20 protein-coding genes are annotated in these 26,152 nt (G+C 65.6%); 11 read left to right on the forward strand and 9 right to left on the reverse strand.

Features of this window, described 5'->3' with window-relative positions:
* Positions 1-117 precede the first annotated feature (117 nt).
* A complete protein-coding gene (locus VJV41_RS25110; protein ID WP_325338345.1) occupies positions 118-897 on the forward strand; it encodes an enoyl-CoA hydratase/isomerase family protein in 780 nt (259 codons plus the stop codon).
* Here the strand turns inward: VJV41_RS25110 and panB are convergent.
* On the reverse strand, positions 894-1,760 hold the full coding sequence (panB, locus tag VJV41_RS25115) for a 3-methyl-2-oxobutanoate hydroxymethyltransferase (RefSeq protein ID WP_325338347.1): 867 nt from the start codon (positions 1,758-1,760) through the stop codon (positions 894-896). The genes VJV41_RS25110 and panB overlap by 4 nt on opposite strands.
* Before the next feature lie 142 nt (positions 1,761-1,902).
* Between panB and VJV41_RS25120 the strand changes: the two genes are divergently transcribed.
* Genes VJV41_RS25120 through VJV41_RS25155 form a run of 8 tightly spaced genes read left to right on the forward strand, consistent with a single transcriptional unit; the run spans position 1,903 to position 12,794 of the window.
* On the forward strand, positions 1,903-3,294 hold the full coding sequence (locus tag VJV41_RS25120) for a wax ester/triacylglycerol synthase family O-acyltransferase (protein WP_325338348.1): 1,392 nt from the start codon (positions 1,903-1,905) through the stop codon (positions 3,292-3,294).
* A gap of 45 nt (positions 3,295-3,339) precedes the next feature.
* Positions 3,340-4,863 carry an alpha/beta hydrolase gene (locus VJV41_RS25125; protein WP_325338350.1) on the forward strand — a complete coding sequence of 508 codons (1,524 nt, stop codon included), beginning with the start codon at positions 3,340-3,342 and terminating at the stop codon, positions 4,861-4,863.
* Complete coding sequence (locus VJV41_RS25130) at positions 4,857-5,303, forward strand: GNAT family N-acetyltransferase (protein ID WP_325338351.1); 447 nt, start codon at positions 4,857-4,859, stop codon at positions 5,301-5,303. The genes VJV41_RS25125 and VJV41_RS25130 overlap by 7 nt, the downstream gene beginning before the upstream one ends.
* 59 nt (positions 5,304-5,362) lie before the next feature.
* Positions 5,363-6,901: an alpha/beta hydrolase gene (locus VJV41_RS25135; RefSeq protein WP_325338352.1), complete on the forward strand. Its 1,539-nt coding sequence runs from the start codon at positions 5,363-5,365 to the stop codon at positions 6,899-6,901.
* A gap of 51 nt (positions 6,902-6,952) precedes the next feature.
* Positions 6,953-8,293 (forward strand): type I glutamate--ammonia ligase, encoded by a 1,341-nt coding sequence (gene glnA / locus VJV41_RS25140; protein WP_325338353.1) that lies wholly within the window; start codon positions 6,953-6,955, stop codon positions 8,291-8,293.
* Positions 8,294-8,347: 54 nt separating this feature from the next.
* A complete protein-coding gene (locus VJV41_RS25145; RefSeq protein WP_325338355.1) occupies positions 8,348-11,305 on the forward strand; it encodes a bifunctional [glutamine synthetase] adenylyltransferase/[glutamine synthetase]-adenylyl-L-tyrosine phosphorylase in 2,958 nt (985 codons plus the stop codon).
* Positions 11,306-11,307: 2 nt separating this feature from the next.
* The gene (locus VJV41_RS25150) at positions 11,308-11,937 is read left to right on the forward strand and encodes a PaaI family thioesterase (RefSeq protein WP_325338465.1); all 630 of its coding nucleotides are present in this window, start codon (positions 11,308-11,310) and stop codon (positions 11,935-11,937) included.
* On the forward strand, positions 11,934-12,794 hold the full coding sequence (locus tag VJV41_RS25155) for a TIGR03619 family F420-dependent LLM class oxidoreductase (protein ID WP_325338356.1): 861 nt from the start codon (positions 11,934-11,936) through the stop codon (positions 12,792-12,794). The genes VJV41_RS25150 and VJV41_RS25155 overlap by 4 nt, the downstream gene beginning before the upstream one ends.
* A gap of 3 nt (positions 12,795-12,797) precedes the next feature.
* Here the strand turns inward: VJV41_RS25155 and VJV41_RS25160 are convergent, their stop codons facing one another.
* Positions 12,798-17,453: an Ig-like domain-containing protein gene (locus VJV41_RS25160; RefSeq protein WP_325338358.1), complete on the reverse strand. Its 4,656-nt coding sequence runs from the start codon at positions 17,451-17,453 to the stop codon at positions 12,798-12,800.
* A 223-nt stretch (positions 17,454-17,676) separates the two neighbouring features.
* Here VJV41_RS25160 and VJV41_RS25165 point away from each other — a divergent pair, with 223 nt between their 5' ends.
* Positions 17,677-17,982 (forward strand): hypothetical protein, encoded by a 306-nt coding sequence (locus VJV41_RS25165; RefSeq protein WP_325338360.1) that lies wholly within the window; start codon positions 17,677-17,679, stop codon positions 17,980-17,982.
* Between the two features lie 516 nt (positions 17,983-18,498).
* Here the strand turns inward: VJV41_RS25165 and VJV41_RS25170 are convergent.
* Positions 18,499-18,924 carry a DoxX family protein gene (locus VJV41_RS25170; protein WP_325338362.1) on the reverse strand — a complete coding sequence of 142 codons (426 nt, stop codon included), beginning with the start codon at positions 18,922-18,924 and terminating at the stop codon, positions 18,499-18,501.
* A gap of 70 nt (positions 18,925-18,994) precedes the next feature.
* Entirely contained in the window at positions 18,995-20,431 is a 1,437-nt protein-coding gene (gene glnA / locus VJV41_RS25175) for a type I glutamate--ammonia ligase (RefSeq protein WP_325338364.1), read from the reverse strand.
* Between the two features lie 150 nt (positions 20,432-20,581).
* On the opposite strand from glnA (VJV41_RS25175), the gene VJV41_RS25180 reads away from it, so the two are divergent.
* Complete coding sequence (locus tag VJV41_RS25180; RefSeq protein WP_325338366.1) at positions 20,582-21,055, forward strand: RDD family protein; 474 nt, start codon at positions 20,582-20,584, stop codon at positions 21,053-21,055.
* On the opposite strand, the gene VJV41_RS25185 is transcribed toward VJV41_RS25180, so the two are convergent.
* The 5 genes from VJV41_RS25185 to sucB are packed head-to-tail and all read right to left on the reverse strand — an operon-like array spanning position 21,052 to position 26,068.
* Positions 21,052-21,804 carry a DUF4191 domain-containing protein gene (locus tag VJV41_RS25185; RefSeq protein ID WP_325338368.1) on the reverse strand — a complete coding sequence of 251 codons (753 nt, stop codon included), beginning with the start codon at positions 21,802-21,804 and terminating at the stop codon, positions 21,052-21,054. The genes VJV41_RS25180 and VJV41_RS25185 overlap by 4 nt on opposite strands.
* Positions 21,805-21,808: 4 nt before the next feature.
* A complete protein-coding gene (lipA, locus tag VJV41_RS25190; protein ID WP_325338370.1) occupies positions 21,809-22,741 on the reverse strand; it encodes a lipoyl synthase in 933 nt (310 codons plus the stop codon).
* Positions 22,738-23,412 carry a lipoyl(octanoyl) transferase LipB gene (gene lipB, locus VJV41_RS25195; RefSeq protein ID WP_325338372.1) on the reverse strand — a complete coding sequence of 225 codons (675 nt, stop codon included), beginning with the start codon at positions 23,410-23,412 and terminating at the stop codon, positions 22,738-22,740. The genes lipA and lipB overlap by 4 nt, the downstream gene beginning before the upstream one ends.
* Before the next feature lie 10 nt (positions 23,413-23,422).
* The gene (locus VJV41_RS25200) at positions 23,423-24,334 is read right to left on the reverse strand and encodes a TIGR01777 family oxidoreductase (RefSeq protein ID WP_325338374.1); all 912 of its coding nucleotides are present in this window, start codon (positions 24,332-24,334) and stop codon (positions 23,423-23,425) included.
* A gap of 3 nt (positions 24,335-24,337) precedes the next feature.
* A complete protein-coding gene (gene sucB, locus VJV41_RS25205) occupies positions 24,338-26,068 on the reverse strand; it encodes a 2-oxoglutarate dehydrogenase, E2 component, dihydrolipoamide succinyltransferase (RefSeq protein ID WP_325338375.1) in 1,731 nt (576 codons plus the stop codon).
* Positions 26,069-26,152: the final 84 nt, after the last annotated feature.

Raw genomic sequence — 26,152 nt, forward strand, 5'->3', positions numbered from 1 at the left:
CCCGTGATGGTTAATGAACGGTGCACAGCGTGCCACACAAAGATGAACAGCCCTCACGAGGGCGAGCGGGCGCGGCGTGGTGTCAGCATGCGGTCGACTCACGGATACAGTCCACGTGTGACCGAATACCAGACCATCAAGTTCGAGCAATCCGGCCCCATCACTCGGATCACGCTCGACCGGCCAGATGCCGCAAACGGCATGAACGACACGATGACTCGCGAGCTGGCCGACGCCGCCCGGCGCTGCGACACCGATTCGACCAAGGTCGTCGTGATCACCGGGTCCGGGCGATTCTTCTCCGCCGGAGGCGATCTGAAGTCGTTCGCCTCCGCGCCGAGCCGCAGCCTGTTCATCAAGGGCATCGCCGACGACTTGCACCGAGCGATCTCGACGTTCGCTCGCATGGACGCCGTGCTGATCACCGCCGTGAACGGCGTCGCCGCGGGCGCGGGCTTCTCTCTCGCAGTGACCGGTGACCTGGTGCTGGCGGCCGAGTCCGCCTCGTTCACGATGGCCTACACCCGCGCCGGGCTCAGCCCCGACGGGAGTGCGTCGTACTTTCTTCCGAGGCTCATCGGCATCACCAAGACCAAGGAGCTGATGCTGACCAACCGCACGCTGTCGTCACAGGACGCGTCGCAGTGGGGACTGGTCACCGAAGTGGTTCCCGACGACGAGCTCGCCGCTCGCACCGATAAGCTCGCCGAGCAAATGGCCGCCAGCGCAAGGGGATCCAACGGTGCGGTCAAGGCCCTCCTGCTGTCCACGTTCTCCCGCGGGCTCGAAGAGCAGACGGAACTCGAAGGTCGCCTGATCGCCGAACTCGCCGAGTCCGCCGACGGGCGCGAAGGCGTCGACGCGTTCCTCGCGAAGCGTAAGGCCGAGTTCTCCTAGAAGCTGTGGTCTTCGGCGGGGAATGCCCCTGAGGCCACCTCGTCGGCGTACTGCGTTGCGGCACGGTGTAATTCGGCACCGACATCGCCGAAGCGCTTGACGAACTTGGCGGTCTTGCCGCTGGTGAGCCCCGCCATGTCCTGCCACACCAGCACCTGCGCGTCGCAGTTGGGCCCGGCGCCAATGCCGATGGTGGGGATGGTCAGCTTGCCGGTGATCTGGGTGGCCAGTTCGGCGGGCACCATCTCCATCACCACCGAGAAAGCGCCGGCCTCCTGCACGGCGATCGCGTCGTGGATCGTCTGATCGGCGGCGTCGCCGCGGCCCTGAACCCGGAATCCGCCGAGGCTGTTGACGCTTTGCGGCGTGAAGCCGATGTGCGCCATGACCGGAATACCGGCCGCGCTCACCGTCGCGATCTGATCGACGACGCGCTCGCCGCCCTCGAGCTTGACCGCGTGCGCGCCCGTCTCCTTGAGGAACCGGGTCGCCGTGGCAAGCGCTTGGGCCGGGGATGACTCATAGCTACCGAACGGCATGTCGGCCACCACCAACGCGTGCGGGGCGCCGCGCACGACACCGCGAACCAGCGGAATCAGCTCGTCAACGCTGACCGGCACCGTGGTGTCGTAGCCATAGACGACGTTGGCGGCCGAATCGCCGACCAGCAGCACCGGAATCCCAGCGTCGTCGAAGATACGGGCGGTGGAGTAGTCGTAGGCCGTCAACATGGCCCACTTGTGGCCTTCGGCCTTCCATTTCTGCAGGTGATGGGTGCGAACTCTTGTCCGCGGAGCGGACGATTGGGCAGTGCCGCGCGTCCTTGCATCGGCGGCAGCACCGTAGACGGTCTGCTCAGACATCGTTGTCCCCCATAGGGTGGGTCGGGTCGAATCCTCGAGGCCGTGATGGTCCCCGGGTTTCTTCTGACCCTGCCAGTCTGCCACCCCGTCACAAGAACCTGAACTTCAGGTTAAGTGGATTTCCTCACACTACGATCGGCCCATGCAACGGCTCAGCGGACTTGACGCCAGCTTTCTGTACCTCGAAACCGCCAAGCAGCCGTTGCATGTGTGTTCGATCCTCGAGTTGGATACCTCGACCATGCCGGGCGGCTATACGTTCGACCGGCTGCGCGACGCGCTGAGCCTGCGAATCAGGGCGATGCCGCAGTTCCGTGAAAAGCTCGCAGATTCACGGCTGAACCTCGACCATCCAGTTTGGGTGGACGACAAGGATTTCGACGTCGATCGGCACCTGCACCGCATCGGCCTACCGTCGCCAGGTGGCAGGCACGAACTCGCCGAGATCTGCGGTCATATCGCCTCGCTGCCACTGGATCGCACCCGGCCGCTGTGGGAAACCTGGGTGATCGAAAACATCGCGGGCACCGACGCGCACGCCGGCGGCCGGCTGGCCGTGATGACCAAGGTGCACCATGCCGGCGTCGACGGTGTCACCGGTGCCAACCTGATGTCGCAGCTGTGCAGCACCGAACCCGACGCGCCGCCGCCCGACCCGGTCGACGGTGTCGGCGGTGCCAGCGGCCTCGAGATCGCCGTCGGCGGCGCCGTCAAATTCGCGACCCGGCCACTCAAGCTGGCCAATGTGCTGCCGCTGACGGTGTCGTCGGTGGTCGACACCGTCAAACGCGCCCGCAGTGGCCTGACGATGGCCAGTCCGTTCAGCGCTCCGCAGACGGCGTTCAACGCCAACGTGACCGGCCACCGCAACGTCGCGTTCGCCCAGCTCGACCTCGAAGACATCAAGACGGTCAAGAACCACTTCGGCGCCAAGGTCAACGACGTCGTGATGGCCCTGGTGTCCGGGGTGTTGCGCAAGTTCCTGTACGACCGTGGCGAGCTGCCGGACAACACTCTGGTCGCGATGATTCCGGTTTCGGTGCACGAAAAATCCGACCGGCCCGGCCGCAACCAGGTTTCCGGCATGTTCTCCAGGCTCGAGACCCACATCGAGGATCCCGCCGAGCGCCTCAACGCCATCGCGGAAGCGAATTCCGTTGCTAAACAACATAGTTCGGCGATCGGCGCGACGCTGCTGCAGGACTGGTCGCAGTTCGCCGCGCCCGCCGTGTTCGGAATCGCAATGCGGGTGTACGCGGCGAGTCGGCTCAGTGGCGCCAAACCGGTGCACAACCTGGTTGTCTCCAACGTGCCGGGCCCGCAGGTGCCGCTGTACTACCTGGGCTGCGAGGTCAAGGCGATGTACCCGCTCGGCCCGATCTTCCACGGCTCCGGCCTGAACATCACCGTCATGTCGCTGACCGGAAAGCTCGACGTCGGCATCGTGTCGTGTCCCGAGTTGCTGCCCGATCTGTGGGACCTGGCCGACGACTTCGAGCCAGCGTTGAATGAACTGCTCGACGCCACGCGATAACTGCCTCGCCAGGGCCGATCCGGGTTCATGGCAGCATGTGGTCCCATGAACCTGAAGACCGGGGTCCTGCGATCCGGTGCGCTCGTTGCGGTCTCGCTGTTAGCCCTTGCCGGCTGCAGCAAGCTGATCGACGGGCGCGCCGTTATCTCGGCGCCCCGGCCAGGCACGCCGATCCAGTGGGCGCCCTGCAAGTCCGCCGCCAGCGACCAATCTCGCATCCCGCCGGGCGCTGAGTGCGGAATGCTTTCGGTGCCGGTCGACTACACCAAGCCCGACGGCGACGTCGCGCAGATCGCGATGATCCGGATCAAGGCGACAGGCCAGAAGATCGGCTCGCTTATCGTCAACCCCGGCGGCCCCGGTGAGTCAGGCGTCGAGGCCGCTGCTTCACTCGTTCCGACGCTGCCGCAGTCGGTGCGTGACCGGTTCGATCTGGTCGGCTTCGACCCGCGCGGCGTCGCGAACTCCACGCCCTCGGTGTGGTGCAACTCCGATGCCGACAACGACCGGTTGCGCGCCGACCCGCAGGTCGACTACTCGCCCGCCGGCGTTGAGCACATCGAAAAGGAGACAAAGGAGTTCGTCCAGCGCTGCGTCGACAAGATGGGCAAGGACTTTCTGGAGAACGCGGGAACGGCCAACGTGGCCAGGGATCTCGACTCGATGCGAACGGCGCTCGGCGACGAGAAGCTGACATACCTGGGCTATTCGTACGGCACCAGAATCGGGTCGGCCTATGCGGAGGCGTTCCCGGACAAAGTGCGGGCGATGATCCTCGACGGCGCCGTCGACCCCAACGCCGATCCCATTGAGGCTGACCTCCGTCAGGCCGCCGCGTTCCAGCAGGCGTTCAACGACTACGCCGCCGACTGCGCCAAGAGTCCTGACTGCCCGTTGGGTACCGACCCTGCCAAGGCCGTTGAGGTCTACCGCAGTTTGGTCGACCCACTGGTGGACAAGCCGGCGAAGACCAAGGACCCTCGCGGGCTGAGCTATAGCGACGCGATCGTGGGGACGATCCTGCCGCTCTACTCGCCGAGCCTGTGGCGGCACCTGACCCAGGCGCTGTCCGAGCTCAAGAGCGGTAAGGGCGACACCATGCTGACGCTGGCCGACCTCTACATGGGTCGCGACGCCCAGGGCCGTTACAACAACTCCACCGATGTGCGGGTTGCGGTCAACTGCGTGGACCAACCGGCCGTCACCGACCGCGCGAAGACCGTCGATGAGGACCGCCGCAGCCGCGAGCTGGCCCCGTTCATGAGCTACGGCAAGTTCACCGGCCACGCTCCGTTGGAGACCTGTGCGTTCTGGCCGGTGCCGCCGACCAGCACGCCGCACGAGATCAAAGTCAATGGGCTGCCGCCGATCCTGGTGGTGTCGACGACAAACGACCCTGCCACGCCGTATCAGGCGGGCGTCGATCTGGCCAAGCAACTCGGTGGCACGCTTCTTACCTTCGACGGAACCCAGCACACCGTCGTCTTCCAGGGCAACGCCTGCGTCGACGACATCGCGGCGCGCTATCTTGTCGACGTGACCGTGCCGCCGCCGAACACGCGATGCTGAACATCGGCACGGTCGGGCCCGCCGATCTGCCCGAGCTGATGCCGATGCTGCGGGCCTACTGCGATTTCTATCGCGTCGATCCGCCCGAGGAGCGGTTGCGGGCGTTGGCGAATGCGCTGATCGACAACCCCGCCGAGGGAGCGCAGCTGATTGCTCGCGATAGCCATGGAACACCAGTCGGATTCGCGACGATCTACTGGACATGGCAGACACTGCACGCCGCCCGCGTCGGCGTGCTCAACGACCTGTTCGTGGTGCCGGCATCACGGGGAAGCGGGACCGGCAGGGCACTGATCGAGCGGAGCCTCGAGTTCTGCCGCGAGCGTGGCGCCGAGAAACTGGCGTGGGAGACGGCGCCCGACAACGCTGCCGCCCAACGACTTTACGACGGCATCGGAGCCCAAAAGTCGACCTGGCTGACGTACGAACTCGACGCCTGATCACAGCAAGGTCACCGTTGTATCCCAGGGGCAGACCCATGTGGGATCCGCGTGCAACCATGTCTGCCATGTGGCGGGCGGGACGGTGGACGGTAGTACCGCTCGCCCTCTTCACGGTGTCCGCGATGACCTGCCCGGTCGCGTCGGCGACTCCGGAAGGCGAATCCACCCAGCTCTATGGTCAACCGCCGGTCTGGGGAAGCTGCGGGCGGTTCATCGGCGATACCACCGCTATCCCCACGGCGCAGTGCGGCACGGTAGCTGTTCCCGTGGACTGGAACAACCCCGCCAAACCCGAAGGCGCGCAGGCGGAATTAGCCGTCATCCGGATCCCCGCCACCGGTGATCGGATCGGCACGCTCGTCGTCAACCCAGGTGGGCCAGGGGCATCGGCCGTTGACACCGTCGCCGGCATGGGGGCTTCCCTGGCCGACACCGACATCACCCGCCGGTTCGACCTCGTCGGCATCGACCCGCGCGGCGTCGGGCATTCCACCCCGGGGTTGCGCTGCCGCACCGACGCCGAGTTCGATGCGTATCGCCGCGAGCCGATGACCGACTACAGCCCTGAGGGCGTCGCGCACATCGAGCAGCTCTCCAGGCAGTTCGCTCAGATGTGCGCCGACAAGATGGGCACCGATTTCCTCGCCAACGTCGGCACCGCATCGTCGGCGCGCGATATGGACGTCGTGCGTACGGCGCTCGGCGAGGACCAGATCAACTATCTGGGCTTCTCCTACGGCACACAACTCGGCGCGGCCTACGCCGAGCGCTACGGCGACCACATACGCGCCATGGTTCTCGATGGCGCGGTCGATCCGAACTTGGACCCGATCGCCGAGAGCGTCAGCCAGATGTCGGGTTTCCAAACGGCTTTCAACGACTACGCCGCCGACTGTGCGCAGTCTGCGGGCTGCCCGCTGGGCACCGATCCGGCGAAGTTCGTCGAGCGCTTTCACCAGCTGGTCGATCCGCTGGTGGCCAAGCCGGGCGGCACGTCGGACCCGCGTGGGCTGAGTTACCAGGATGCGATGACGGGCACGGTCAACGCGCTCTACACGCAGCGCTACTGGAAATACCTCACCAGCGGGCTGCTGGGCCTGCAGCGCGGTTCCGATGCGGGTGATCTTCTGCTGTTGGCCGACGACTACCAGCACCGCGACGAGTCGGGGCACTACCAGAACCTGCAGGACGCGTTCACCGCGATCCGATGCGTGGACTCGCCGTATCCAACGGACTCAGCGGTGTGGGCCGACGCCGACCGGCAAATCCGGGAGGTGGCCCCGTTCATCTCGTATGGCAACTTCACAGGGTTTGCCCCACGCGATGTCTGCGCGATGTGGCCGGTGCCACCGACGTCGTTCCCACGGCCGGCCACCTCGCCCGGACCGGGCAAGGTGGTGGTGGTGTCGACCACCCACGACCCGGCCACGCCGTATCAAGCGGGCGTTGATCTAGCTCATCAAATGGGTGCCGCGCTGATCACGTTCGACGGCACACAGCACACGGTGGTGTTCAACGGCGACCAGTGCGTCGACACCGCTGTGATGAACTTCCTGGTCGACTCGGTCGTACCGCCCAATGATCTACGGTGCTAGACCTAGCAGCCGCGTAACACAGAATTAACAGCCGGAACCTACGCTGCGATCATGGATCGGCAGAAGGAATTCGTGCTGCGCACGCTGGAAGAACGCGATATCCGCTTCGTCCGGTTGTGGTTCACCGACGTGCTCGGATACCTCAAGTCCGTAGCCATCGCACCGGCCGAGCTCGAAGGCGCCTTTGAGGAGGGCATCGGCTTCGACGGCTCCTCCATCGAGGGGTTTGCCCGGGTATCGGAAGCCGACATGGTCGCCCGGCCGGATCCGTCGACATTCCAGGTCCTGCCGTGGACTTCCAGCGCAGGAGATCACCATTCGGCGCGGATGTTCTGTGACATCACCATGCCCGACGGCTCGCCGTCCTGGGCCGACTCGCGTCACGTGCTGCGCCGGCAGTTGTCGAAGGCCAGCGACCTCGGCTTTTCCTGCTACGTACACCCCGAGATCGAGTTCTTCCTCCTCAAGCCCGGCGAGGACGACGGCGCGCCGCCGGTGCCGGCCGACAACGGCGGCTACTTCGACCAGGCCGTGCATGACGCGGCGCCGAACTTCCGCCGCCACGCCATCGATGCGCTCGAGCAGATGGGCATCTCGGTGGAGTTCAGCCACCACGAAGGTGCGCCGGGTCAGCAGGAGATCGATCTGCGCTACGCCGACGCGCTGTCGATGGCAGACAACGTGATGACGTTCCGCTACGTGGTCAAGGAGGTCGCCCTCGGCGACGGCGTGCGCGCGTCGTTCATGCCCAAGCCGTTCGCCGAGCACCCCGGGTCGGCCATGCACACCCACATGAGCCTCTTCGAAGGGGACACCAACGCCTTCCATAGCGCGGACGACCCGCTGCAGCTGTCTGACGTCGCCAAGTCGTTCATCGCCGGAATTCTTGAGCACGCCATCGAGATCAGCGCGGTCACCAATCAATGGGTGAACTCCTATAAGCGGCTCGTGCACGGCGGCGAGGCCCCGACAGCCGCGTCCTGGGGTGCCGCCAACCGCTCGGCGCTGGTGCGGGTGCCGATGTACACCCCGCGCAAGGCCTCGTCGCGCCGCATCGAGGTGCGTAGCCCCGACTCGGCATGCAACCCGTACCTGACCTTCGCGGTGCTCCTGGCCGCAGGCCTGCGGGGCGTCGAAAAGAACTATGTGCTGGGCCCGCAGGCAGAGGACAACGTATGGAGCCTCACGCCCGAGGAACGCCGGGCGATGGGCTACAAGGAGCTGCCGTCGTCCCTCGGCGTGGCGCTGACCGAGATGGAGAACTCCGAGCTGGTCGCAGAAGCGTTGGGGGAGCACGTCTTCGACTACTTCCTGCGCAACAAGCGCACCGAATGGGAGAACTACCGCAGCCACGTCACGCCGTTCGAATTGAAGAACTACCTGTCGCTCTGAGCTGCGGGCCGTGCGCGCCCGCCCGTGCGATAACCGCTGCGCTACCGTGACTGCGTGGCCAAACCTGCGACGCAGCGTCCAAAGCTGCCCAGCGTTGGCCGGCTCGGGCTGGTCAAACCCCACGCCCAGGCGGATCTGGACCGGCTGGGCTGGAACACCGACGCCCACGTCGAGCTGCTGTGGTCACTGTCACGGGCACCCGATGCCGACACCGCGTTGCATGCGATGGTGCGACTTGCCGACGCCGCAGACGATTGGCAGGAACTCAACGCGGGTTTACTCAAGGACCGTGGGCTGCGGGGCCGGCTGTTCGGTGTGCTCGGATCGTCGCTGGCGCTGGGCGATCACGTTGTCGCTCACCCGCAGTCGTGGCACTTGCTGGCCGGACACGTGACATTGCCGTCTGCCGAGGAACTGCGAGCCGCATTCGCCGAGCTGGCCGAAAGGGCAACGGACACAAAGGCTGCGTTGTTGCCGCTGCGCAAGCATCACCGCGACCGACTGCTGGTGCTGGCCGCGCTCGATCTGGCGCCGACGGTCGAGAACGAACCAGTGCTGCCCTTCACGGCGGTCGGCGAGCACCTGTCCGATGTGGCCGACGCCGCACTGGGCGCCGCACTGACCGTTGCGACGCGCAGCGTCTGCGGTGGCGACGGCGCCCAGCCGCGGATCGCCGTCATCGCGATGGGCAAATGCGGTGCCCGGGAACTGAACTACGTCAGCGACGTCGACGTCATCTTCGTCGCCGAAACCGCCGACGCGATCGCCACGCGCGTCGCAGGCGAGATGATGCGGTTCGCAGGCGATGCGTTCTTCGAGGTGGACGCGGCGCTGCGACCGGAAGGCAAACACGGCCAGTTGGTCCGCACGCTCGACTCCCATATCGCCTACTACCAGCGGTGGGCCAAGACGTGGGAATTCCAGGCGCTGATGAAGGCGCGCCCCGCCGCAGGGGACGCCGGACTGGGCCGCGCCTACATCGCGGCGCTGATGCCGATGGTGTGGACTTCCAGCGAGCGTGAGGATTTCGTACCCGAGGTGCAGGCGATGCGCCGGCGCGTCGAGGAGTTGGTGCCCGCAGGTGTACGGGCCCGCGAGATCAAGCTGGGCACCGGCGGGTTGCGCGACGTCGAATTCGCGGTGCAGCTACTGCAGTTGGTGCACGGCCGCAACGACGAGTCGCTGCATGTCGCATCGACGGTCGATGCGCTGGCCGCGCTCGGCGAGGGCGGCTATGTCGGTCGCGACGATGCCGCCAACATGACCGCCTCTTATGAGTTTCTGCGGCTGCTCGAACACCGCCTGCAGCTGCAGCGGCTCAAGCGCACTCACATGCTGCCCGAGGCCGACGACGAGGAGGCGCTGCGCTGGCTGGCCCGCGCCGCGCACGTGCGCCCCGACGGCCAGCACGACGCGTTGGGGGTGCTGCGCGAGGAGCTCAAACGCCAGAGCCTGCGAGTTTCCCGCCTGCACGCCAAGCTGTTCTATCAACCGTTGTTGGAGTCTGTTGGGGCCGTTGGTATTTCAGCGGGTATGACGCCCGAGGCAGCCGAACGTCAGCTGGCCGCACTGGGTTACGAAGGGCCGCAGAGCGCGCTGACTCATCTTGCCGCGCTCACCAGTCATAGCGGCCGGCGTGGACGCGTACAACGGGTGCTGCTGCCCACACTGCTGGACTGGCTTTCCGACACGCCTGATCCGGACACGGGCCTGCTGGCGTATCGGCGGATCAGCGAGGCGCTTGCCGATCATCGCTGGTATCTGTCGACGCTGCGCGACGAGGGTGCTGTGGCCAAGCGGCTGATGCAGGTACTGGGCACCTCGGCATACGTGCCCGAACTGCTGATGCGGGCGCCCGAAGTGATCCAACTGTACGCCGACGGCCCTGAGGGGCCGAAGCTGTGCGACGTCGAACCCGATTCGGTGGCAGGGGCTTTGGTCGCCTCGGCGGGTCGGCATTCCGATCCGGTGCGCGCGATCGCGGCGGCGCGCACGTTGCGCCGGCGCGAACTGGCCCGGGTGGCGTCGGCAGATCTCCTCGGCATGCTCGAGGTGACCGACGTATGCGCCGCGCTGACGTCGGTGTGGGTGGCTGTGCTGCAGGCCGCGCTGGACGTGGTGATCCGGGACAACACGCCGGACACCGATGTGCCCGCTCGCATTGCGGTGATCGGGATGGGCCGCCTGGGCGGCGGCGAACTCGGTTACGGCTCCGACGCCGACGTGATGTTCGTCTGCGAACCCCAAGATGGGGTCGACGAATCCGTCGCGGTGCGTTGGTCGGTGAGCATCGCCGAGCAGGTTCGCGCCCTGCTTGGCACGCCGAGCGCTGACCCGCCGCTGGAGGTCGACGCGGGGTTGCGTCCCGAGGGCCGCAACGGGCCGCTGGTGCGCACGTTGGCGTCCTATGAGGCGTATTACGCGCAATGGGCCCATCCGTGGGAGATTCAGGCGCTGCTGCGTGCACATCGGGTCGCGGGCGATCACGATCTGGGCGAGCGGTTCCTGCTGATGGTCGACAAGACGCGCTACCCGTCGGGCGGCGTGTCCTCACAAGCAGTGCAGGAGATCAGGCGAATCAAGGCCCGCGTCGACGCCGAACGGCTGCCGCGGGGTGCGGACCCGAACACCCACACCAAGCTTGGCCGCGGCGGCCTGGCCGACATCGAGTGGACGGTGCAGCTGCTGCAGTTGCGGCACGCGCACAAAGTGCCTGCGCTGCACAACACTTCGACACTTGCGACGCTCGACGCGATCGGCGCCGCCGAGCTGATCGCGGAGGGCGATGTGGAGCTGCTGCGGCAGGCATGGCTCACCGCGACCCGCGCGCGCAATGCGCTGGTGCTGGTGCGCGGCAAGCCGACCGACCAGTTGCCCGGCCCCGGACGTCAGCTCAATGCCGTTGCTTTAGCGGCGGGTTGGGGCAGCGACGACGGCGGCGAGTTCCTCGACAACTACCTGCGGGTGACTCGCCGCGCAAAAGCAGTGGTACGGAAGGTGTTTGGCGCGTGAGCATGGATTTCGGTGTCGAGGTGATCGGCGCGGAGGAGTACGAGCGCCAACGAGTGCTGTACGAACCGCTGACCGACGCGATCCGCAAGCTCATCGACGCGGGCATCCACACCGGCGTCGACGAAGCAACCGCCCGCGACGCACAGGCCGCGATCGAGGCCGTGACGGCGATGCTCGAGAGCAAGCGCCGCACCGCGACGTCGACGCTGCGCCATGAGAGCACCGGACGTCCATTGGCGTGGGCCAATCCCGCTGTGGGGCTGCGCAACGCAATTGCACCGCCGATGATCATCCACCATGAGGAGGACGGGCGAGCGTGGAGCGAGTTCAGTCTGGGCGGTGCATACGAGGGCCCGCCAGGTTGGGTGCACGGCGGCATCTGCGCACTGGTGCTCGACCACATTCTCGGTGAGGCGGCCAGCGACGGTTTGACCAAGCCAAAGTTCACGGGGACCATCACGCTGCGCTATCTACGCGGAACACCGCTCGGGCCATTGCACGCCGAGGCCTTCATCGAACGTATCGAAGGCGTAAAGACTTTCGCGCGCGGATATCTCAGCGACGCCGACGGAACGACCGTCGAAGCCGAAGGCGTGTTCATCCAACCGACCTGGGCGCGGGACGCCGAATGAAGTACTACATCAGCCCGGCGTTCCTGGAAACCCGCGAGATCGTCGAAATAGCCAAGGCCGCTGACGACCTCGGCTACGACGGGCTCGGAATTCCCGATCATGTCGTCAACCTGGAGACGCTGGCCACGCCGTATCCCTACACCAAGGACGGCCAGCGCCGGTGGCAGGCATTCACCGACTGGCCCGATCCGTGGGTGTTGGTCGGGGCGCTTGCGCAGGCGACCACGCATCTGCATTTCGTGACGACGGTGTACATCCCCGGCATGCGGGATCCGTATTCGGTCGCCAAAGCCGTTGGCACGGCGGCATACCTGGCCGGCGGACGGGTGGAACTCGGTATCGGCGTCGGGTGGTGTGAAGAAGAGTTCACGCTGATGGGTCAGCGATTCGACCGTCGCGGCAAGCGTACCGACGAAATGCTCGATCTGATCCGTGCGCTCTGGCAGCCGGGTTGGACGGAATTCGCCGGCGAGTTCTACCAGACACCGCGGCTGGAGATGGAGCCGACGCCGCCGCACATTCCCATCTACGTCGGAGGGCTCAGCGATATCGCGCTTCGCCGGGCGGCACGTAACGACGGGTGGATCGGTGACCTGATCACCACAGACCGGGCCATCGCAGCGGCTCAGCGATTACGTGAGCTGCGGGCCGAAAACGGTTTGCCGATGGACGATTTCACCATCCTCACGCCGCTCACCGACGCGCTCACGATCCCGGATTACGAGCGTGCCGAGGCTGCGGGCATCACCCACATTTTGACGATGCCGTGGATGTTCTACACCGGCGCCGAGTCGACCACAGCCGAGAAGATCGACGGCATGCGCAAGTTCCGCAAGGATCTCGCGCTCGACGGCTGACTCTCACGTGAGCACGGTGACCGACGCCAACTGTGGGTGAGTCGCGGCCCACAATGCCATTTCGTAGGCGCCGGGCTTCAGCGTCCAGTCGTCGCGCAGCACACCGAAGGTGTAGTCGATCCATCCGCTGTCGGTATCGGTGTCGCGAGTCGTGTAGATGAATGACGGTCCGGCGTAGGGGAGTTGACTCCACGCATTCAGATAGTCCTCGATGTAATCGGCCTGGGTCGCTTCACTGGCCACCGCTGTTGGCTCGCCGTATTCCGTCGACCAGATCAGCTTGTTGCCGTCGCCGTTGGCGACCATGATGTCGTGCATCATCGACATCTGGTTGAGCGGCGAGAGATCCCACCACGGCGCGCCCTCGGAGAACTTCAGCGTGTAGTGGTACGGGTGGAACGACAGTGCATCGAAGTAGCCCGCCGCACCGGCGTCGTACATCTGTTGCAGATAGGTCACCGGATTGACGTAGTAGGGCGACCATGTTGCGATCGAAATGAGCACTCCGCCAAGAACAGTGGCGTTCGGATCGGCGGCCTTGATGGCCGTGTAGCCCGCTTTCAGCACCTGGGTGTAGGCGGCCGCGTCCGGCGTCGGCGCCCAGAAGGCGTAGGTGTTGGGCTCGTTGTAGATCTCGTAAGCCGTGACCTTGCCCGCGTAACGTGCGGCCACGAGGCCGGCGAATTCCGCGTATTGCGCTACGTCCGTCGGCGCACCGGCGTAGGCCGGCTGACCGGGCGTAGCGGCCCAGTCCGGTGTCGAGTTCAGGATCCCGAGCACTCCCATGTGGCGCGCGTAGGCGGCGTTGACGACGTTGTCGACCGCGGTCCAGGTGTAGACGTCTTTCGTGGCCTCGACGCCGGCCCATGGGATCATGATCCGGACATTGTTGACGCCCATGGCCTGCATCTGGTCGAGCGTCTTGTTGATGTCGGCCTGCGACATGAAGTAGAGCCCGGAATCGGCAAATCCGACCGTCGTATTCGATGTGTTGATCGCGTTGGTCGGCGTGGTCAGCGGTGACCAGTTGTAGGTGAGAAGTTGGTTGACGGTGCCGCCGTGACCGTCCGTCACCGTGATGGTGAAGGTGTCGCTACCCGAGGTCATGCCGGAGTAATAGGCCGCATTCGGGGTGTAGGTGAGAATGCCGCCACCTGAATTGAAGAGAGTTCCGTGGGCAGCCTGGGTCGTCACGGTATAGGTGAGCGTGTCGGCGTCGGCGTCGGTACCGACCACCTGGTAGAACTCGGCACCTGTAATCGGGGTACGGACGCCGATGGTCTGGTTGGGAATCGTCGGCGCGACGTTGGCGGGGCTGATCGTCACAGTGACGGGGACCGCGGTGGTCCCGCCATGACCGTCGCTGACGGTGATGTTGAAGGTGTCTTGTTTGTCGGCCGTGGTGGCGTTGGTCGCCGAGGCGGCGTGGCGGGCGGCGGCCGTCGGGGTGTAGGTGAATGAGCCGCTGGAGTTGACGGTCACCGAACCCTTCGTTGTGGTGGCGCCGGTGTAGGTCAGCGGATCGAAGTCGAGGTCGAGGGCGATCACCGTGCCGGTGACGACTCCAGTCGTGTTGTCGGGTAGGCCCGCAATGGCCGTCCCCGTCGGTGCGGTGTTGGCGGGGCCGATAGTCACTGTGACGGGGACGTTGGCGGTGCCGCCGTGCCCGTCATTGATGGCGACGGTGAAGGTGTCTTGTTTGTCAGCGGTGGTGGCGGTGGTGGCCGCTGCGTTGTGGCGGGCGGTGGCGGTGGGGGTGTAGGTGAATGTGCCGTTGGCGTTGACGGTCACCGAGCCCTTGGTTGTGGTGGTGGTGCCGCTGTAGGTCAGCGTGTCGGCATCGGCATCAGTGCCGTTGACGCTGCCGGTGACGACACCGGTGGTGGCATTGGGTGTGCCCACATTGGTCGTCGCTGTCGGTGCCGTGTTGGTGGAGCCGATGGTCACGGTGACCGAGGTGCTGATCTGTCCGCCGTGGCCGTCGTTGACGGTGACGGTGAAGCTGTCTTGTTTGTCGGCAGCGGTGGCGGTGGTGGCCGAGGCGTTGTGCCGCGCAGCGGCCGTTGGCGTGTAGGTGAATGTGCCGTTGGCGTTGACGGTCACCGAGCCCTTGGTTGTGGTGGTGGTGCCGGTGTAGGTCAGCGTGTCGCTGTCGGCGTCGGTGGCGCTGACAGTGCCGGTGACGACACCGGTGGTGGCGTTAGGTGAACCCACGTTGGCCGTCGCACTTGTCGGTGCGGTGTTGGTGGGGCTGATGGTGACCGTCACTGGGACGGCGGTGATGCCGCCGTGGCCGTCGTTGATGGCGACGGTGAAGGTGTCCTGCTTGTCAGTGGCCGTGGCGGTAGTAGCGGCCGCGGCATGGCGCGCGGCGGCAGTCGGTGTGTAGGTGAATGTGCCGTTGGCGTTGACGCTGACCGATCCCTTGGTGGTGACGGCTGAGCCTGCGTAGATCAGGGTGTCACCTTCGGCGTCGGTGCCATTGACGGTGCCGGTGACGACACCGGTGGTGGCGTTGGGTGTGCCCACATCGGTCGTCGCTGTCGGTGCCGTGTTGGCCGGGCTGATCGACACGGTGACGGCGACGTTGGTGGTGCCGCCGTGGCCGTCGTTGATGGTGACGGTAAAGGTGTCTTGTTTGTCAGCGGCCGGAGCGGTATCAGCAGCTGCGTTGTGGCGGGCGGTGGAGGTCGGGGTGTAGGTGAAGGTGCCGTTGGGGTTGACGGTCACCGAGCCCTTGGTTGTGGTGGTGGATCCGGTGTAGGTCAGGGTGTCGCCGTCGGTGTCGGTGCCGTTGACGGCGCCCGCTACCACACCGGTGGTGGCGTTGGGTGTGCCCGGATTGGCTGTTCCCGTTGGCGCGGTGTTGACCGCGCTGATGGTGACGGTGACTGTGGTGGTGGTTTGGCCGCCGTGGCCGTCGGTGACGGTGACGGTGAAGGTGTCTTGTTTGTCGGCGGTGGTGGCGGTGGTGGCCGCTGCGGCGTGGCGCGCGGCGTAGGTGGGGGTGTAGGTGAATTGGCCGGGGCTGGTCATGGTGATCGACCCTTTGCCGGCGGGGGTGCTGACCGCGTAGGACAGTGAATCTCCGTCGGTGTCAACGGCATTGACTGCTACTGCGACTGCGCCGTTGGCCGGTGCGGGTGATCCGACCGTGACTGATGCGGTGGGGTTTTGGTTGGCGGTGGAGGTGTTGGCGACTTTGGTGAGGGTGTTGGTGTTGCGGTTGGTCAGGTAGGTGTAGGTGCCGTCGGGGGAGACTGCGGCGCCATAGGACCAGGTGTTGTTGGGCAGGGTGGCGATGGTGGTGTTGGTGGTGGTGTCGAGGACGGTGACGACCCCGGCGGGGGAAGACCAGCTGCCGATGCTGGAGACGTAGAGGCGTTTGCCGTCGGGGGTGAGCGCGACGGCGACGGGCAGGGTGGGTACCGAGAGGGTCGCGGTGATCTGTTGGGTGGTGGTGTTGATGACGGTGACGGTGTTCGACCCGGCGTTGGCGATGTAGAGGCGGGTGCCGTCGGGGCTGGCGGTGATACCGCGGGGGTTGGAGCCACCGGTGGAAAAGGTGGCGATGACGGTGTTGGTGGCGGTGTTGATCACCGAGACGGTGTGGGAGTTTTGGTTGGTGACGTAGGCGCGGGTGCCGTCGATGCTGATGGCCACCCCGGCCGGGGTGGAGCCCACCGCGATGGTGGCGGTCACGGTGTTGGTGGCGGTGTTGATGACCGAGACGGTGTTGGCGTTGGTGTTGGTGACATACAGCTGGCCGCCGTTGGGGCTGATGGCCGCGCTGTAGGGGCCCGTGCCGACCGCGATGGTGGCGGTCACGGTGTTGGTGGCGGTGTTGATCACCGAGACGGTGTTAGAGGCGGCGTTGGTGACATACAGCTGCCCGCCGTTGGGGCTGATGGCCGCGGCATAGGGGGCCTTGCCGACCGTGATGGTGGTGGTCACGGTGTTGGTGGCGGTGTTGACCACCGAAATGGTGTTGGACCCAAAATTGGTCACATAGGCCCGGCTGCCGTCAGGGCTGAACACCACCCCGGTCGGCTGAGACCCCACTCCAGTCGTGCCCACCACCGGCGCCGGCGTCGACACCAGCGACACCGTGACTGCGGTGGTGGTTTGGCCGCCGTGGCCGTCGGTGACGGTGACGGTGAAGGTGTCTTGTTTGTCGGCGGTGGTGGCGGTGGTGGCCGCTGCGGCGTGGCGCGCGGCATACGTCGGCGTATACGTGAACTGATTGCCGGTCATCGACACCGAACCCTTTGGCGGGGTGGTGGTCACCGAGTACGACAACGAATCTCCGTCAGCATCAGTCGCATTCACTGACCCCAACACGACACCGTCGGTCGCGCCGGGCGTCCCCACGGTGACGGATTGCACTTGCGGGTCGCTATTGGCGGCAGCGGCAAGTGTGGTGAACGTCTGGCTGGTGGTGAGTGTCTGGCTGGTGGTGGTGTTCTTCGCGACTGCGGTGTTGCGGCGTGACGCCGCCCACGTGAGTTCAAGCATCGACGCCGGCGTGGCAGGGCCTGACGGCGAATCGGATGCGAAGGGATTCACCGCGGTCCAGCCGAACAGGCCCGCAAACATCTGAGCAGCGTTCAACGGCTTTGTCACCGTCGCTGGGGTCTGGGCGGCCTTGATCGTCGCCACTGCCGGTACAGGCTGGACATCCTTGGACACGGTGACCGAACTCGGCGCGGGCGAGGACTCAGCCGAAGCGGCTGCCGTGGAGCGGTCTTCGCGGGAAGGCTTGGTCGAATCAGGAGCGGTCGTAGAAGAACGATCCGTCGCATGTGGGCTAGTAGTCGTCTTGCGGTCCGACTGGTCGGAGCGCCGCACAATCGGACGTGGATCGAGTGCGCGCTGATTGTCGGTGGACCGCGACGGCTTCGGGGTTGCCGTGCGCTTTTCGGTCGTCGGAGTGGGCGACGGCGTCGGTTGGGCAGAGGAGCCCGTCGGCTCATCTTTGGCCGGTGTAGTGGCGCCCGTGCCGTTTGTGCCGGCATCCTGTGTCGAACCGGATGTATTCGTCGTTGACCCGGTCGACGATGACGTACTCGACGAATCGGATGACGGCGAAGAGGAGTCCGTCGTGTCTGCCAGGGCCGTCGGCGCGTTCGAGGCGACCGCGACACCCACCCCCAGTGCTACCGCTAAGGCTCCCACCCGTCCGACATGACGCGCATACCCCATAGTCGTGCCCTTCCCCCGATCCGCGCTCCCCAGCGAAATCTTTAGACAGCCTATTTGGCGCAGACGGCAGAAAGATATCGGGAGAAACCCTAAGCTTTGCTCAGCTGACTCCCTGCGGTTTGCTGGCAGCAACAACGAGGATCGTGGTGAAACGGTCGCAGCCACGGTCTTCGTGACTACTCCGCCATGCCCGTGGCGACGTTGAGCTTGTTTCCCTTCGCAACTAATGCGTTGGGGCTAACGTCGCTAGTGTTCGGCGCTGATCCGGTCGGCGGTATCGACAATCGACAACCGACTGCGTAGATGTGGTTTCCGCTGGCACCGAACGCAATTGCGATTCGACTGCCCGGGAGCGTCTCGATGACTTCGCGGCTGGCAGAGTTGAGGACCGCAGCGGTTCAGATTGGGAATCGGCATAGCTGTCGTCGTCATTTGTCACGTAAACCCGTTTGCCATCCGGGGAGACGGCGACGGCGGTGGGATAGTGGCCGGATGTTCGCTGTCAGCGCCGCGCACGGCGGCGGCGCATGGTGTCCAGCGCGTATGCTCCCGGCCCGGTGAAGGCGAGCAGAAAGAACGCGAAGCAGAACAGGATTGCAGGCAGGCCGCCGTTGCCACCCATCTCGGGGCCGACGATCGGCCAGAGGCCGTGCGGCTGATGTTGCCAGAAGTAAGCGACCGCCATTTCGCCCGAAGCGATGAACGCGGCGATGCGGGTAAACAATCCGACCAGGATCAGCAGCCCGGTGACCAGTTCGATGATGCCGGCGTACCAGACCGGCCAGTTGCCGGTGGGCACGCCGAAAGCGATCGGCCAGTCGAAGAGCTTCGACGCACCAAATGCGGCGAACAGAAACCCGAATATGGCGCGGAACAAGCTCAGAACGGCAGGGGAGTACGAGTTCAGTCGAGCGTCCAGGGTTGTCATGGGCCGACTTTACGACGAAACAACAACGCGGGGCGAAGGGAAAGCCCTCGCCCCGCGTTGTCCGACGAAATCAGACGTCGTAGTAGAGCGCGACCTCGTACGGGTGAGGACGGATCTGCACCGGCAGAATCTCGTTCTCCCGCTTGAAGGAGATCCAGGTCTCGATCAGGTCCTCGGTGAAAACGCCACCCTCGGTGAGGTATTCGTGATCCTCCTCGAGCCGGTCGATCACCGCCGAAAGCGACGTCGGCGCCTGCGGGATGCTGGCGGCCTCGTCCGGCGGCAACTCGTAGAGGTCCTTGTCGACCGGGGACTGCGGCTCCATCTTCTTCTTGATGCCGTCAAGGCCGGCCATCATCATCGCCGCGAACGCCAGGTACGGGTTGCCCGAGCTGTCCGGGCAACGGAACTCGAGGCGCTTGGCCTTCGGGTTGTTGCCGGTGATCGGGATACGTACGCACGCCGAGCGGTTGCGCTGGCTGTACACCAGGTTGATCGGGGCCTCGTAGCCCGGCACCAGACGCTTGTAGGAGTTCACCGTCGGGTTGGTGAACGCCAGCAGCGACGGGGCGTGGTGCAGGATGCCGCCGATGTAGTGACGCGCCGTGTCGGACAGGCCCGCGTAGCCGGACTCGTCGTGGAACAGCGGGCTGCCGTCCTTCCACAGCGACTGGTGACAGTGCATGCCGGAACCGTTGTCACCGAACAGCGGCTTGGGCATGAACGTGACTGTCTTGCCCGCCTGCCATGCCGTGTTCTTGATGATGTACTTGAACAGCAGCAAGTCGTCAGCTGCGTGCAGCAGCGTGTTGAACTTGTAGTTGATCTCGGCCTGGCCCGCTGTGCCCACTTCGTGGTGACCGCGCTCGAGGACGAAGCCGGCATTCTGCAGGTTGGTGCACATCTGGTCGCGCAGGTCGACGTAGTGGTCGTACGGCGCGACGGGGAAGTACCCGCCCTTGGGCCGAACCTTGTAGCCACGGTTGGCGCTGCCATCGGACTCGACGGGCTCACCGGTGTTCCACCAGCCGGATTCGGAGTCGATCTCGTAGAACGTGCCGTTCATCCGCGAGTCGAACGAGACCGAGTCGAAGATGTAGAACTCGGCCTCAGCACCGAAGAAGGCGGTGTCGGCGATGCCGGTGCTGGCCAGGTAGTTCTCCGCCTTGCGCGCCACGTTGCGCGGGTCGCGGGAGTAGGCCTCACGGGTGAACGGATCGTGCACGAAGAAGTTGAGGTTCAGCGTCTTGGCTTCGCGGAAGGGATCGATGCGCGCCGTGTCGGGGTCGGGCAGCAGCATCATGTCGGATTCATGGATCGACTGGAAGCCGCGCACCGATGAGCCGTCGAAAGCCAGCCCGTCCTCGAACACGCTCTCGTCGAAGACCGAAGCCGGGACCGAGAAGTGCTGGACGACACCGGGCAGATCGCAGAATCGGATGTCGACGTACTGAACGTCTTCGTCCTTTATCTGCTTGATGATGTCGTCGGCGGTCTTTTCTGCCACGTAAGTACTCTCCTTAGATCTGGTAAACCCGCGGGTTGACGCTATGGACACGATGTTGCACCGTCGTCAACCGCATGTTGCGCTGAAGTTACGCAATCTCGCTGCAGCGGCGGCAGTTGGGTCCGGAAAGGCCCCGCTTATCCTGACAGTATGGCCCGCACGATTGGGTCCTGGTTGTCGGGTCCCGAACCGGGGTCGAACAGCCCGGACCAAACACTCAACGACTATCCGGGCCAGCGGCTCGGGTTGCCGCAGAACGGCCCGCGGTCCCTCGCCCGGATGGGCAGGCGAATCGCCGCGCTGTTCGTCGACTGGCTGATCGCCTACGGGCTGGCCGCTCTGGCGATGACATTCGGACTGGTGTCGATGGCCAGCCTGTCGACGGCCGTCCTGATCGTCTGGTTCGTGCTGGGTGCCGTCTCGGTCCGGTTGTTCGGATTCACCCCCGGCCAGTTCGCGCTGGGACTGATGGTGGTGCCCGTCGACGGCCGGTTGCATGTCGGTTTCGGCCGGGCACTCGCGCGCGGAGCGCTGATCGCGGTCGTCATCCCCGCGCTGATCACGGACCGTGACCTGAGGGGATTACAGGACCGGGCGACCAACACCGCGGTCGTGAGGCGTTAACGCCTGCGCACAGTGCGTTGCACCCCGCGCATCTTGGCCTGCGTCGGCAGCGGGCCCTTGGGCATCGCCGCGGGGCCGACCTTGGTGCCCAGTGCGGCGAGCCGCGACTCCAGCGAGTCCATCTGCTTGGCCGTGATGTTCGCAGGCAGCTTGGTCATGTGGCGTTCCAGCTTGGCCAGCGGGACCTCGCCATCACCGTTGCCGACCACGATGTCGTAGATCGGGATGTCGCCGACCAGGCGTGCGGTTCGCTTTTTCTCCTGAGCCAAAAGCGGTTTGACTCGTGACGACGACCCCTCGCCGACGAGGATCACGCCCGGCCGCCCGATCACCCGGTGTACGGCGTCCAAGTGGCCGGTGGCGGCCACGCCAGACGTGACTCTCCACTTGCCGCGCAGGTTCTCCAACGCCCACGCCGCCGCTCCGGCCTGGCCCTCGGCCTTTCGGTACACGGACTTCTGCGCGCGGCGGCCGAAGATGACAAATGCCACCAGGGCGCCTAGCACGACGCCCAGCGGGATCATCATCCACCCGGTGAACCCGCCGAAGAAGATCCCGAAGACCACCGAGGCCGCCACGATCAGCACGAACGCGCCGATCATGTACGGCAGCAGCCGCTTGTCCTCTTTGCGCTGCATCTGAAACGCCTGCCACAGCTGGCTGCGGCGCTGCTTGGACGCCGCCTTACGCGCCGCCTTTGCCTCGGCCTTCGCGGCCTTCACCTCGGCAGGATTACGGGATTTCGCCATTACGTCAGGATACGGCGGGCCGAGATGCGACGGCCTGGGCGTACAGCCTGCCAGCCCGATACGAGGACCGGACCAGGGGACCAGCCAGCACCCCGTCGAAACCAAGGCTCTTGGCGAACCCCTCGTGCTCGACGAACTCCTCGGGCTTGACCCAGCGCGCCACCGGGTGGTGACGCAGCGACGGCCGCAGGTACTGGGTGATCGTGACGATGTCACAGCCGGCGTCGTACAGATCCGTCAGTGCGGTGCGCACCTCTTCGGGCGTCTCACCCATCCCAAGGATTAGGTTGCTCTTGGTCACGAGTCCGAACTCGCGCGCGGCAGTGAGCACCGCGAGGCTGCGCTCGTAGCGAAATGCGGGACGGATCCGCTTGAAGATTCGTGGCACGGTTTCGACGTTGTGTGCCAACACTTCTGGCCGCGATTCGAAGACCTGCTCGAGCAGTGCCGGATCGCCGTTGAAGTCCGGTATCAGCAACTCGACGCCGGTGTTCGGGTTGAGCTTGCGGATGGCGCGCACGGTCTCGGCGTACAGCCACGCGCCCCCGTCGGGCAGGTCATCGCGCGCCACCCCTGTGACCGTCGAGTAGCGCAGCCCCATCGCTTGAACACTTTCGGCGACACGCCTCGGCTCGTCACGGTCGAGCTCCGCCGGCTTACCGGTGTCGATCTGGCAGAAGTCGCAGCGACGGGTGCACTGTTCGCCACCGATCAGGAACGTGGCCTCGCGGTCTTCCCAGCATTCGAAGATGTTCGGGCAGCCGGCTTCCTCGCAGACGGTGTGCAGGCCTTCGCGGCGGACCAGCGCCTTGAGTTCCTTGTACTCCGGGCCCATCTTCGCCCGGGTCTTGATCCACGGTGGCTTGCGCTCGATCGGCGTCTCGGCGTTACGGACCTCGAGACGCAGCAGCTTTCGACCTTCCGGCGCGACCGTCACGGTGTCAATGCTACTGACAGCCGGCCGTCGAGCGCGTCACACGCGGCGTCGGCCACCGGGGCGATCACGTCGGCCACCGAAACACGCCGCCCGAGTTCGGCGGTCAACGACGTGACCCCGGCATCCGAAATCCCGCACGGCACGATTGCGGAGAAAGCGCTCAGATCGCAGTCGCAGTTGAGTGCGAACCCGTGCAGCGTCGTCGCGCGGGATACCCGGATGCCGATGGCGCCCACCTTGCGTGCAGGGCGTCGGCCGTCGGACGGCACCCACACGCCGGAGCGACCATCGACGCGGCCGGCCTCGAGCCCCAGCCGAGCGCACACCTTGATCATCGCTTCCTCAAGGCGCCGAACAAAATTCACCACATCCAGCGGTTCGGCGAGCCCGATGATCGGATAGCCGACAAGCTGGCCCGGCCCGTGCCAGGTGATCTTGCCGCCGCGATCGGTGTCGACGACGGGAGTGTCATCGACGGGGCGCTCCTCGGGCAGCGTGCGACGGCCCGCCGTGTATACCGGCGGGTGCTCGAGCAGCAGCAGGGTGTCGGGGCCGCCGGCGACGCGGGTGTCGGCGAACTCACGCTGCAGCTGCCAAGCCGACTGGTAATCGACGGTGCCGAGCCTTCGCACCTCGATGGGCGAGGTGGCCGACCGGATGGATGCCGCCATAGGTAAAACGCTACCCGTCGCTGATCTTCGCCGTCGCGAAGGCCAGCGCCTCGCCGATTGTGTTGTGGTGGAAGGTAAAGCCGGCGCGCTCAAGCGCAGCCGGGATTGCGCGCTGTCCGCCGAGCAGACCCTCGTCGGCGAACTCGCCCAGCAGCGTGCGAAGCGCGAAGCCGGGGACCATCAACGGGGTCGGCCGGTTCACCGCACGGCCTAGCGCAGCGGTGAACTCGGCGTTCGTCACCGGCGCGGGCCCGGTCAAGTTGACCGGGCCGGACACCTCGTCGTGCGAAATGGCGAACAGCAGGGCACGGACTTCGTCCTCGATGCTGATCCACGGCATGTACTGACGGCCGTTGCCCAGCCGCGCGCCCAGGCCCAACGAGAACAATGGCTTGATGCGAGACAGAATCCCGCCGGCGGGTGCAAGCACCAGCCCGGTGCGCACCAGCACCACGCGGGCGCCGTCGTGCTGGGCGACGGAAGTCGCACCCTCCCAGTCCTCGCAGAGCTGGGCCATGAAACCTCCACCGGCAGGGGTGGTTTCGTCGACGGTCTGGCTGTTTGTGTTGCCGTAGTAGCCGACTGCGCTGGCATTGATCAGCGCGGGAACGCCTGCCTCGACGACCGCGGCGGACAGCACCTCGGTGGGGCCGATGCGGCTGTCGCGCAGGCTCTGTTTGAAGGCGCCCGACCACCGCTTCTCGCCGACGTTGATGCCGCACAGGTTCACCACCGCGTCGACCCCGTGCAACGTCGAAGCATCGAACTCGCCGGTGTCGGGATTCCAGAACACCTCGTCGGCATTGGACGGCGCACGTCGCACGATACGCAGCACGCGACGGTCTGTGGCCCGCAACGCGTACACCAACGCGGATCCGATCAGACCGGAAGAACCGGCAATCGCGACGACCGGGTTGGCCACCGTCTACAGTCCCAGATCGGCCTCGAACGCGCCTTCTTCGAGCCGTCGCTTGATGGTGGTCAGGAAGCGGCCTGCGTCGGCGCCGTCGATCAGCCGGTGGTCATAGGTCAGCGGCAGATAGCTGACCGACCTGATGCCGATCGACTCGTTGCCATTGTCGTCGACGATCACCCTGGGCCGCTTCACGATCGCGCCGGTGCCCAGCATCGCCGCCTGCGGCGGCACCAGGATCGGCGTGTCGAACAGCGCGCCCTGGCTGCCGATGTTGGTGATCGTGAACGTGCCGCCGGACAGCTCGTCGGGTTTCAGGTCGCCCGACCGTGCCCGCGCCGCGATGTCGGCGATCGCTCGCGCCAGACCGCCAAGCGACAAGTCGCCTGCGTTGTGGATCACCGGCGATAGCAGACCCTGTTCGGTGTCTACCGCGATGCCGAGGTGCTCGGCGTCGTAGTAGGTGATCTCCTTGGATTCCTCGTTGTAGCTGGCGTTGACGTTCGGATGGATCTTCAGCGCGTCGATCACCGCGCGGGCGATGAACGGCAGATACGTCAGGTTGACGCCCTCCCGTTCGGCGAAGGAGTTCTTGGCCTTGGCCCGCAGCGACACGATCTTGGTCATGTCGACCTCGTGGGTTTGCGTCAATTGCGCTGTTGCCTGCAGGGATTCGCGCGTCTTCTTTGCGGTGATCTGCCGGATCCGGCTGGCCTTCTGGGTGGTACCGCGCAGATGCGCCAGGGCGGGCGCGGGCGTCGGCACGGATGCAGCCGCGGGCGCCTTGGCCGGTGCTTGGGTGGCCGGCTCCGGTGCCGGGGGAGCCTTCTTGGCTTCCGCTGCAGCTAGCACGTCCTGCTTGCGGATCCGGCCGCCGACACCGGTGCCCTTCACCCGCGAGAGGTCAATGTCGTTCTCCGCGGCGAGCTTTCGCACCAACGGGGTCACATACGGACCGGCTTCGGCCGAGGTCGGCGAAGGTTCGGGTGCTTGCTTCGGCTCCGGCTTGGGCTCGGGCTTGGCCTCCTGCTTGGGTTCCGGCTTCGGCTCGGGCTTGGGCTCGGCCTTCGGTTCCGGTTTGGCTTCTTCCTTCGGAGCCTCTTGTTTGGGTTCGGGTTTCGGCTCGGGCTTGGGCTCGGCCGCCGCGCCCGCTTCACCGACCTTGGCCAGTTCGCCGCCGACGGGAACAGTGTCGTCCTCCTCGGCCGTGATCGACAGCAGCCTGCCGGCCACCGGCGACGGGATCTCGGTGTCGACCTTGTCGGTGGATACCTCGACCAGCGGCTCGTCCACCTCCACCTTGTCGCCCACCTTCTTCAGCCACCGGGTAACGGTCCCCTCGGTAACCGACTCACCCAGCTCGGGCATTTTCACCGACGTGGCCTCACCTGAACCGGAGGTCTGCGCGGCGGGCTCGGGTTCGGGCTCCGCGGCCGGTTCCTCCGAGGGTTTTTCTTCTTCAGCCGGCTCCTCTTCGGCGGCAGGGGGTTGGCCGTCGGATTCACCGGCATCACCGATCACGGCCAGCTCGCCGCCCACCTCAACGGTGTCGTCCTCTTGCGCGACGATCTTCTTCAACACACCGGCCGCGGGCGACGGAATCTCGGTGTCGACCTTGTCTGTGGAGACCTCAAGTAACGGCTCATCTTGTTCAACCGTGTCGCCCTCTTGCTTGAGCCAGCGGGTCACAGTGCCCTCGGTGACGCTCTCACCGAGTGCGGGCATCTGAACGGAGATGGCCATGTGGGTGGACTCCCTCGAACGATCAGTCGTGCCGGGTCAAATGTCGGTTCCCATCCTGTCATGTCGGGACCGACAGTTCGTCGC

Source organism: Mycobacterium sp. (genome assembly GCF_035274705.1).
Classification (GTDB): Bacteria; Actinomycetota; Actinomycetes; order Mycobacteriales; family Mycobacteriaceae; genus Mycobacterium.

Excerpts from the sequence above, each read along its gene's own strand:
- panB (WP_325338347.1), bottom strand. The coding sequence starts at position 1,760 with ATGTCTGAGCAGACCGTCTACGGTGCTGCCGCCGATGCAAGGACGCGC.
- VJV41_RS25120 (WP_325338348.1), top strand. The coding sequence starts at position 1,903 with ATGCAACGGCTCAGCGGACTTGACGCCAGCTTTCTGTACCTCGAAACC.
- VJV41_RS25125 (WP_325338350.1), top strand. The coding sequence starts at position 3,340 with ATGAACCTGAAGACCGGGGTCCTGCGATCCGGTGCGCTCGTTGCGGTC.
- VJV41_RS25130 (WP_325338351.1), top strand. The coding sequence starts at position 4,857 with ATGCTGAACATCGGCACGGTCGGGCCCGCCGATCTGCCCGAGCTGATG.
- VJV41_RS25135 (WP_325338352.1), top strand. The coding sequence starts at position 5,363 with ATGTCTGCCATGTGGCGGGCGGGACGGTGGACGGTAGTACCGCTCGCC.
- glnA (WP_325338353.1), top strand. The coding sequence starts at position 6,953 with ATGGATCGGCAGAAGGAATTCGTGCTGCGCACGCTGGAAGAACGCGAT.
- VJV41_RS25150 (WP_325338465.1), top strand. The coding sequence starts at position 11,308 with ATGGATTTCGGTGTCGAGGTGATCGGCGCGGAGGAGTACGAGCGCCAA.
- VJV41_RS25155 (WP_325338356.1), top strand. The coding sequence starts at position 11,934 with ATGAAGTACTACATCAGCCCGGCGTTCCTGGAAACCCGCGAGATCGTC.
- VJV41_RS25170 (WP_325338362.1), bottom strand. The coding sequence starts at position 18,924 with ATGACAACCCTGGACGCTCGACTGAACTCGTACTCCCCTGCCGTTCTG.
- VJV41_RS25180 (WP_325338366.1), top strand. The coding sequence starts at position 20,582 with ATGGCCCGCACGATTGGGTCCTGGTTGTCGGGTCCCGAACCGGGGTCG.
- VJV41_RS25185 (WP_325338368.1), bottom strand. The coding sequence starts at position 21,804 with ATGGCGAAATCCCGTAATCCTGCCGAGGTGAAGGCCGCGAAGGCCGAG.
- lipB (WP_325338372.1), bottom strand. The coding sequence starts at position 23,412 with ATGGCGGCATCCATCCGGTCGGCCACCTCGCCCATCGAGGTGCGAAGG.
- sucB (WP_325338375.1), bottom strand. The coding sequence starts at position 26,068 with ATGGCCATCTCCGTTCAGATGCCCGCACTCGGTGAGAGCGTCACCGAG.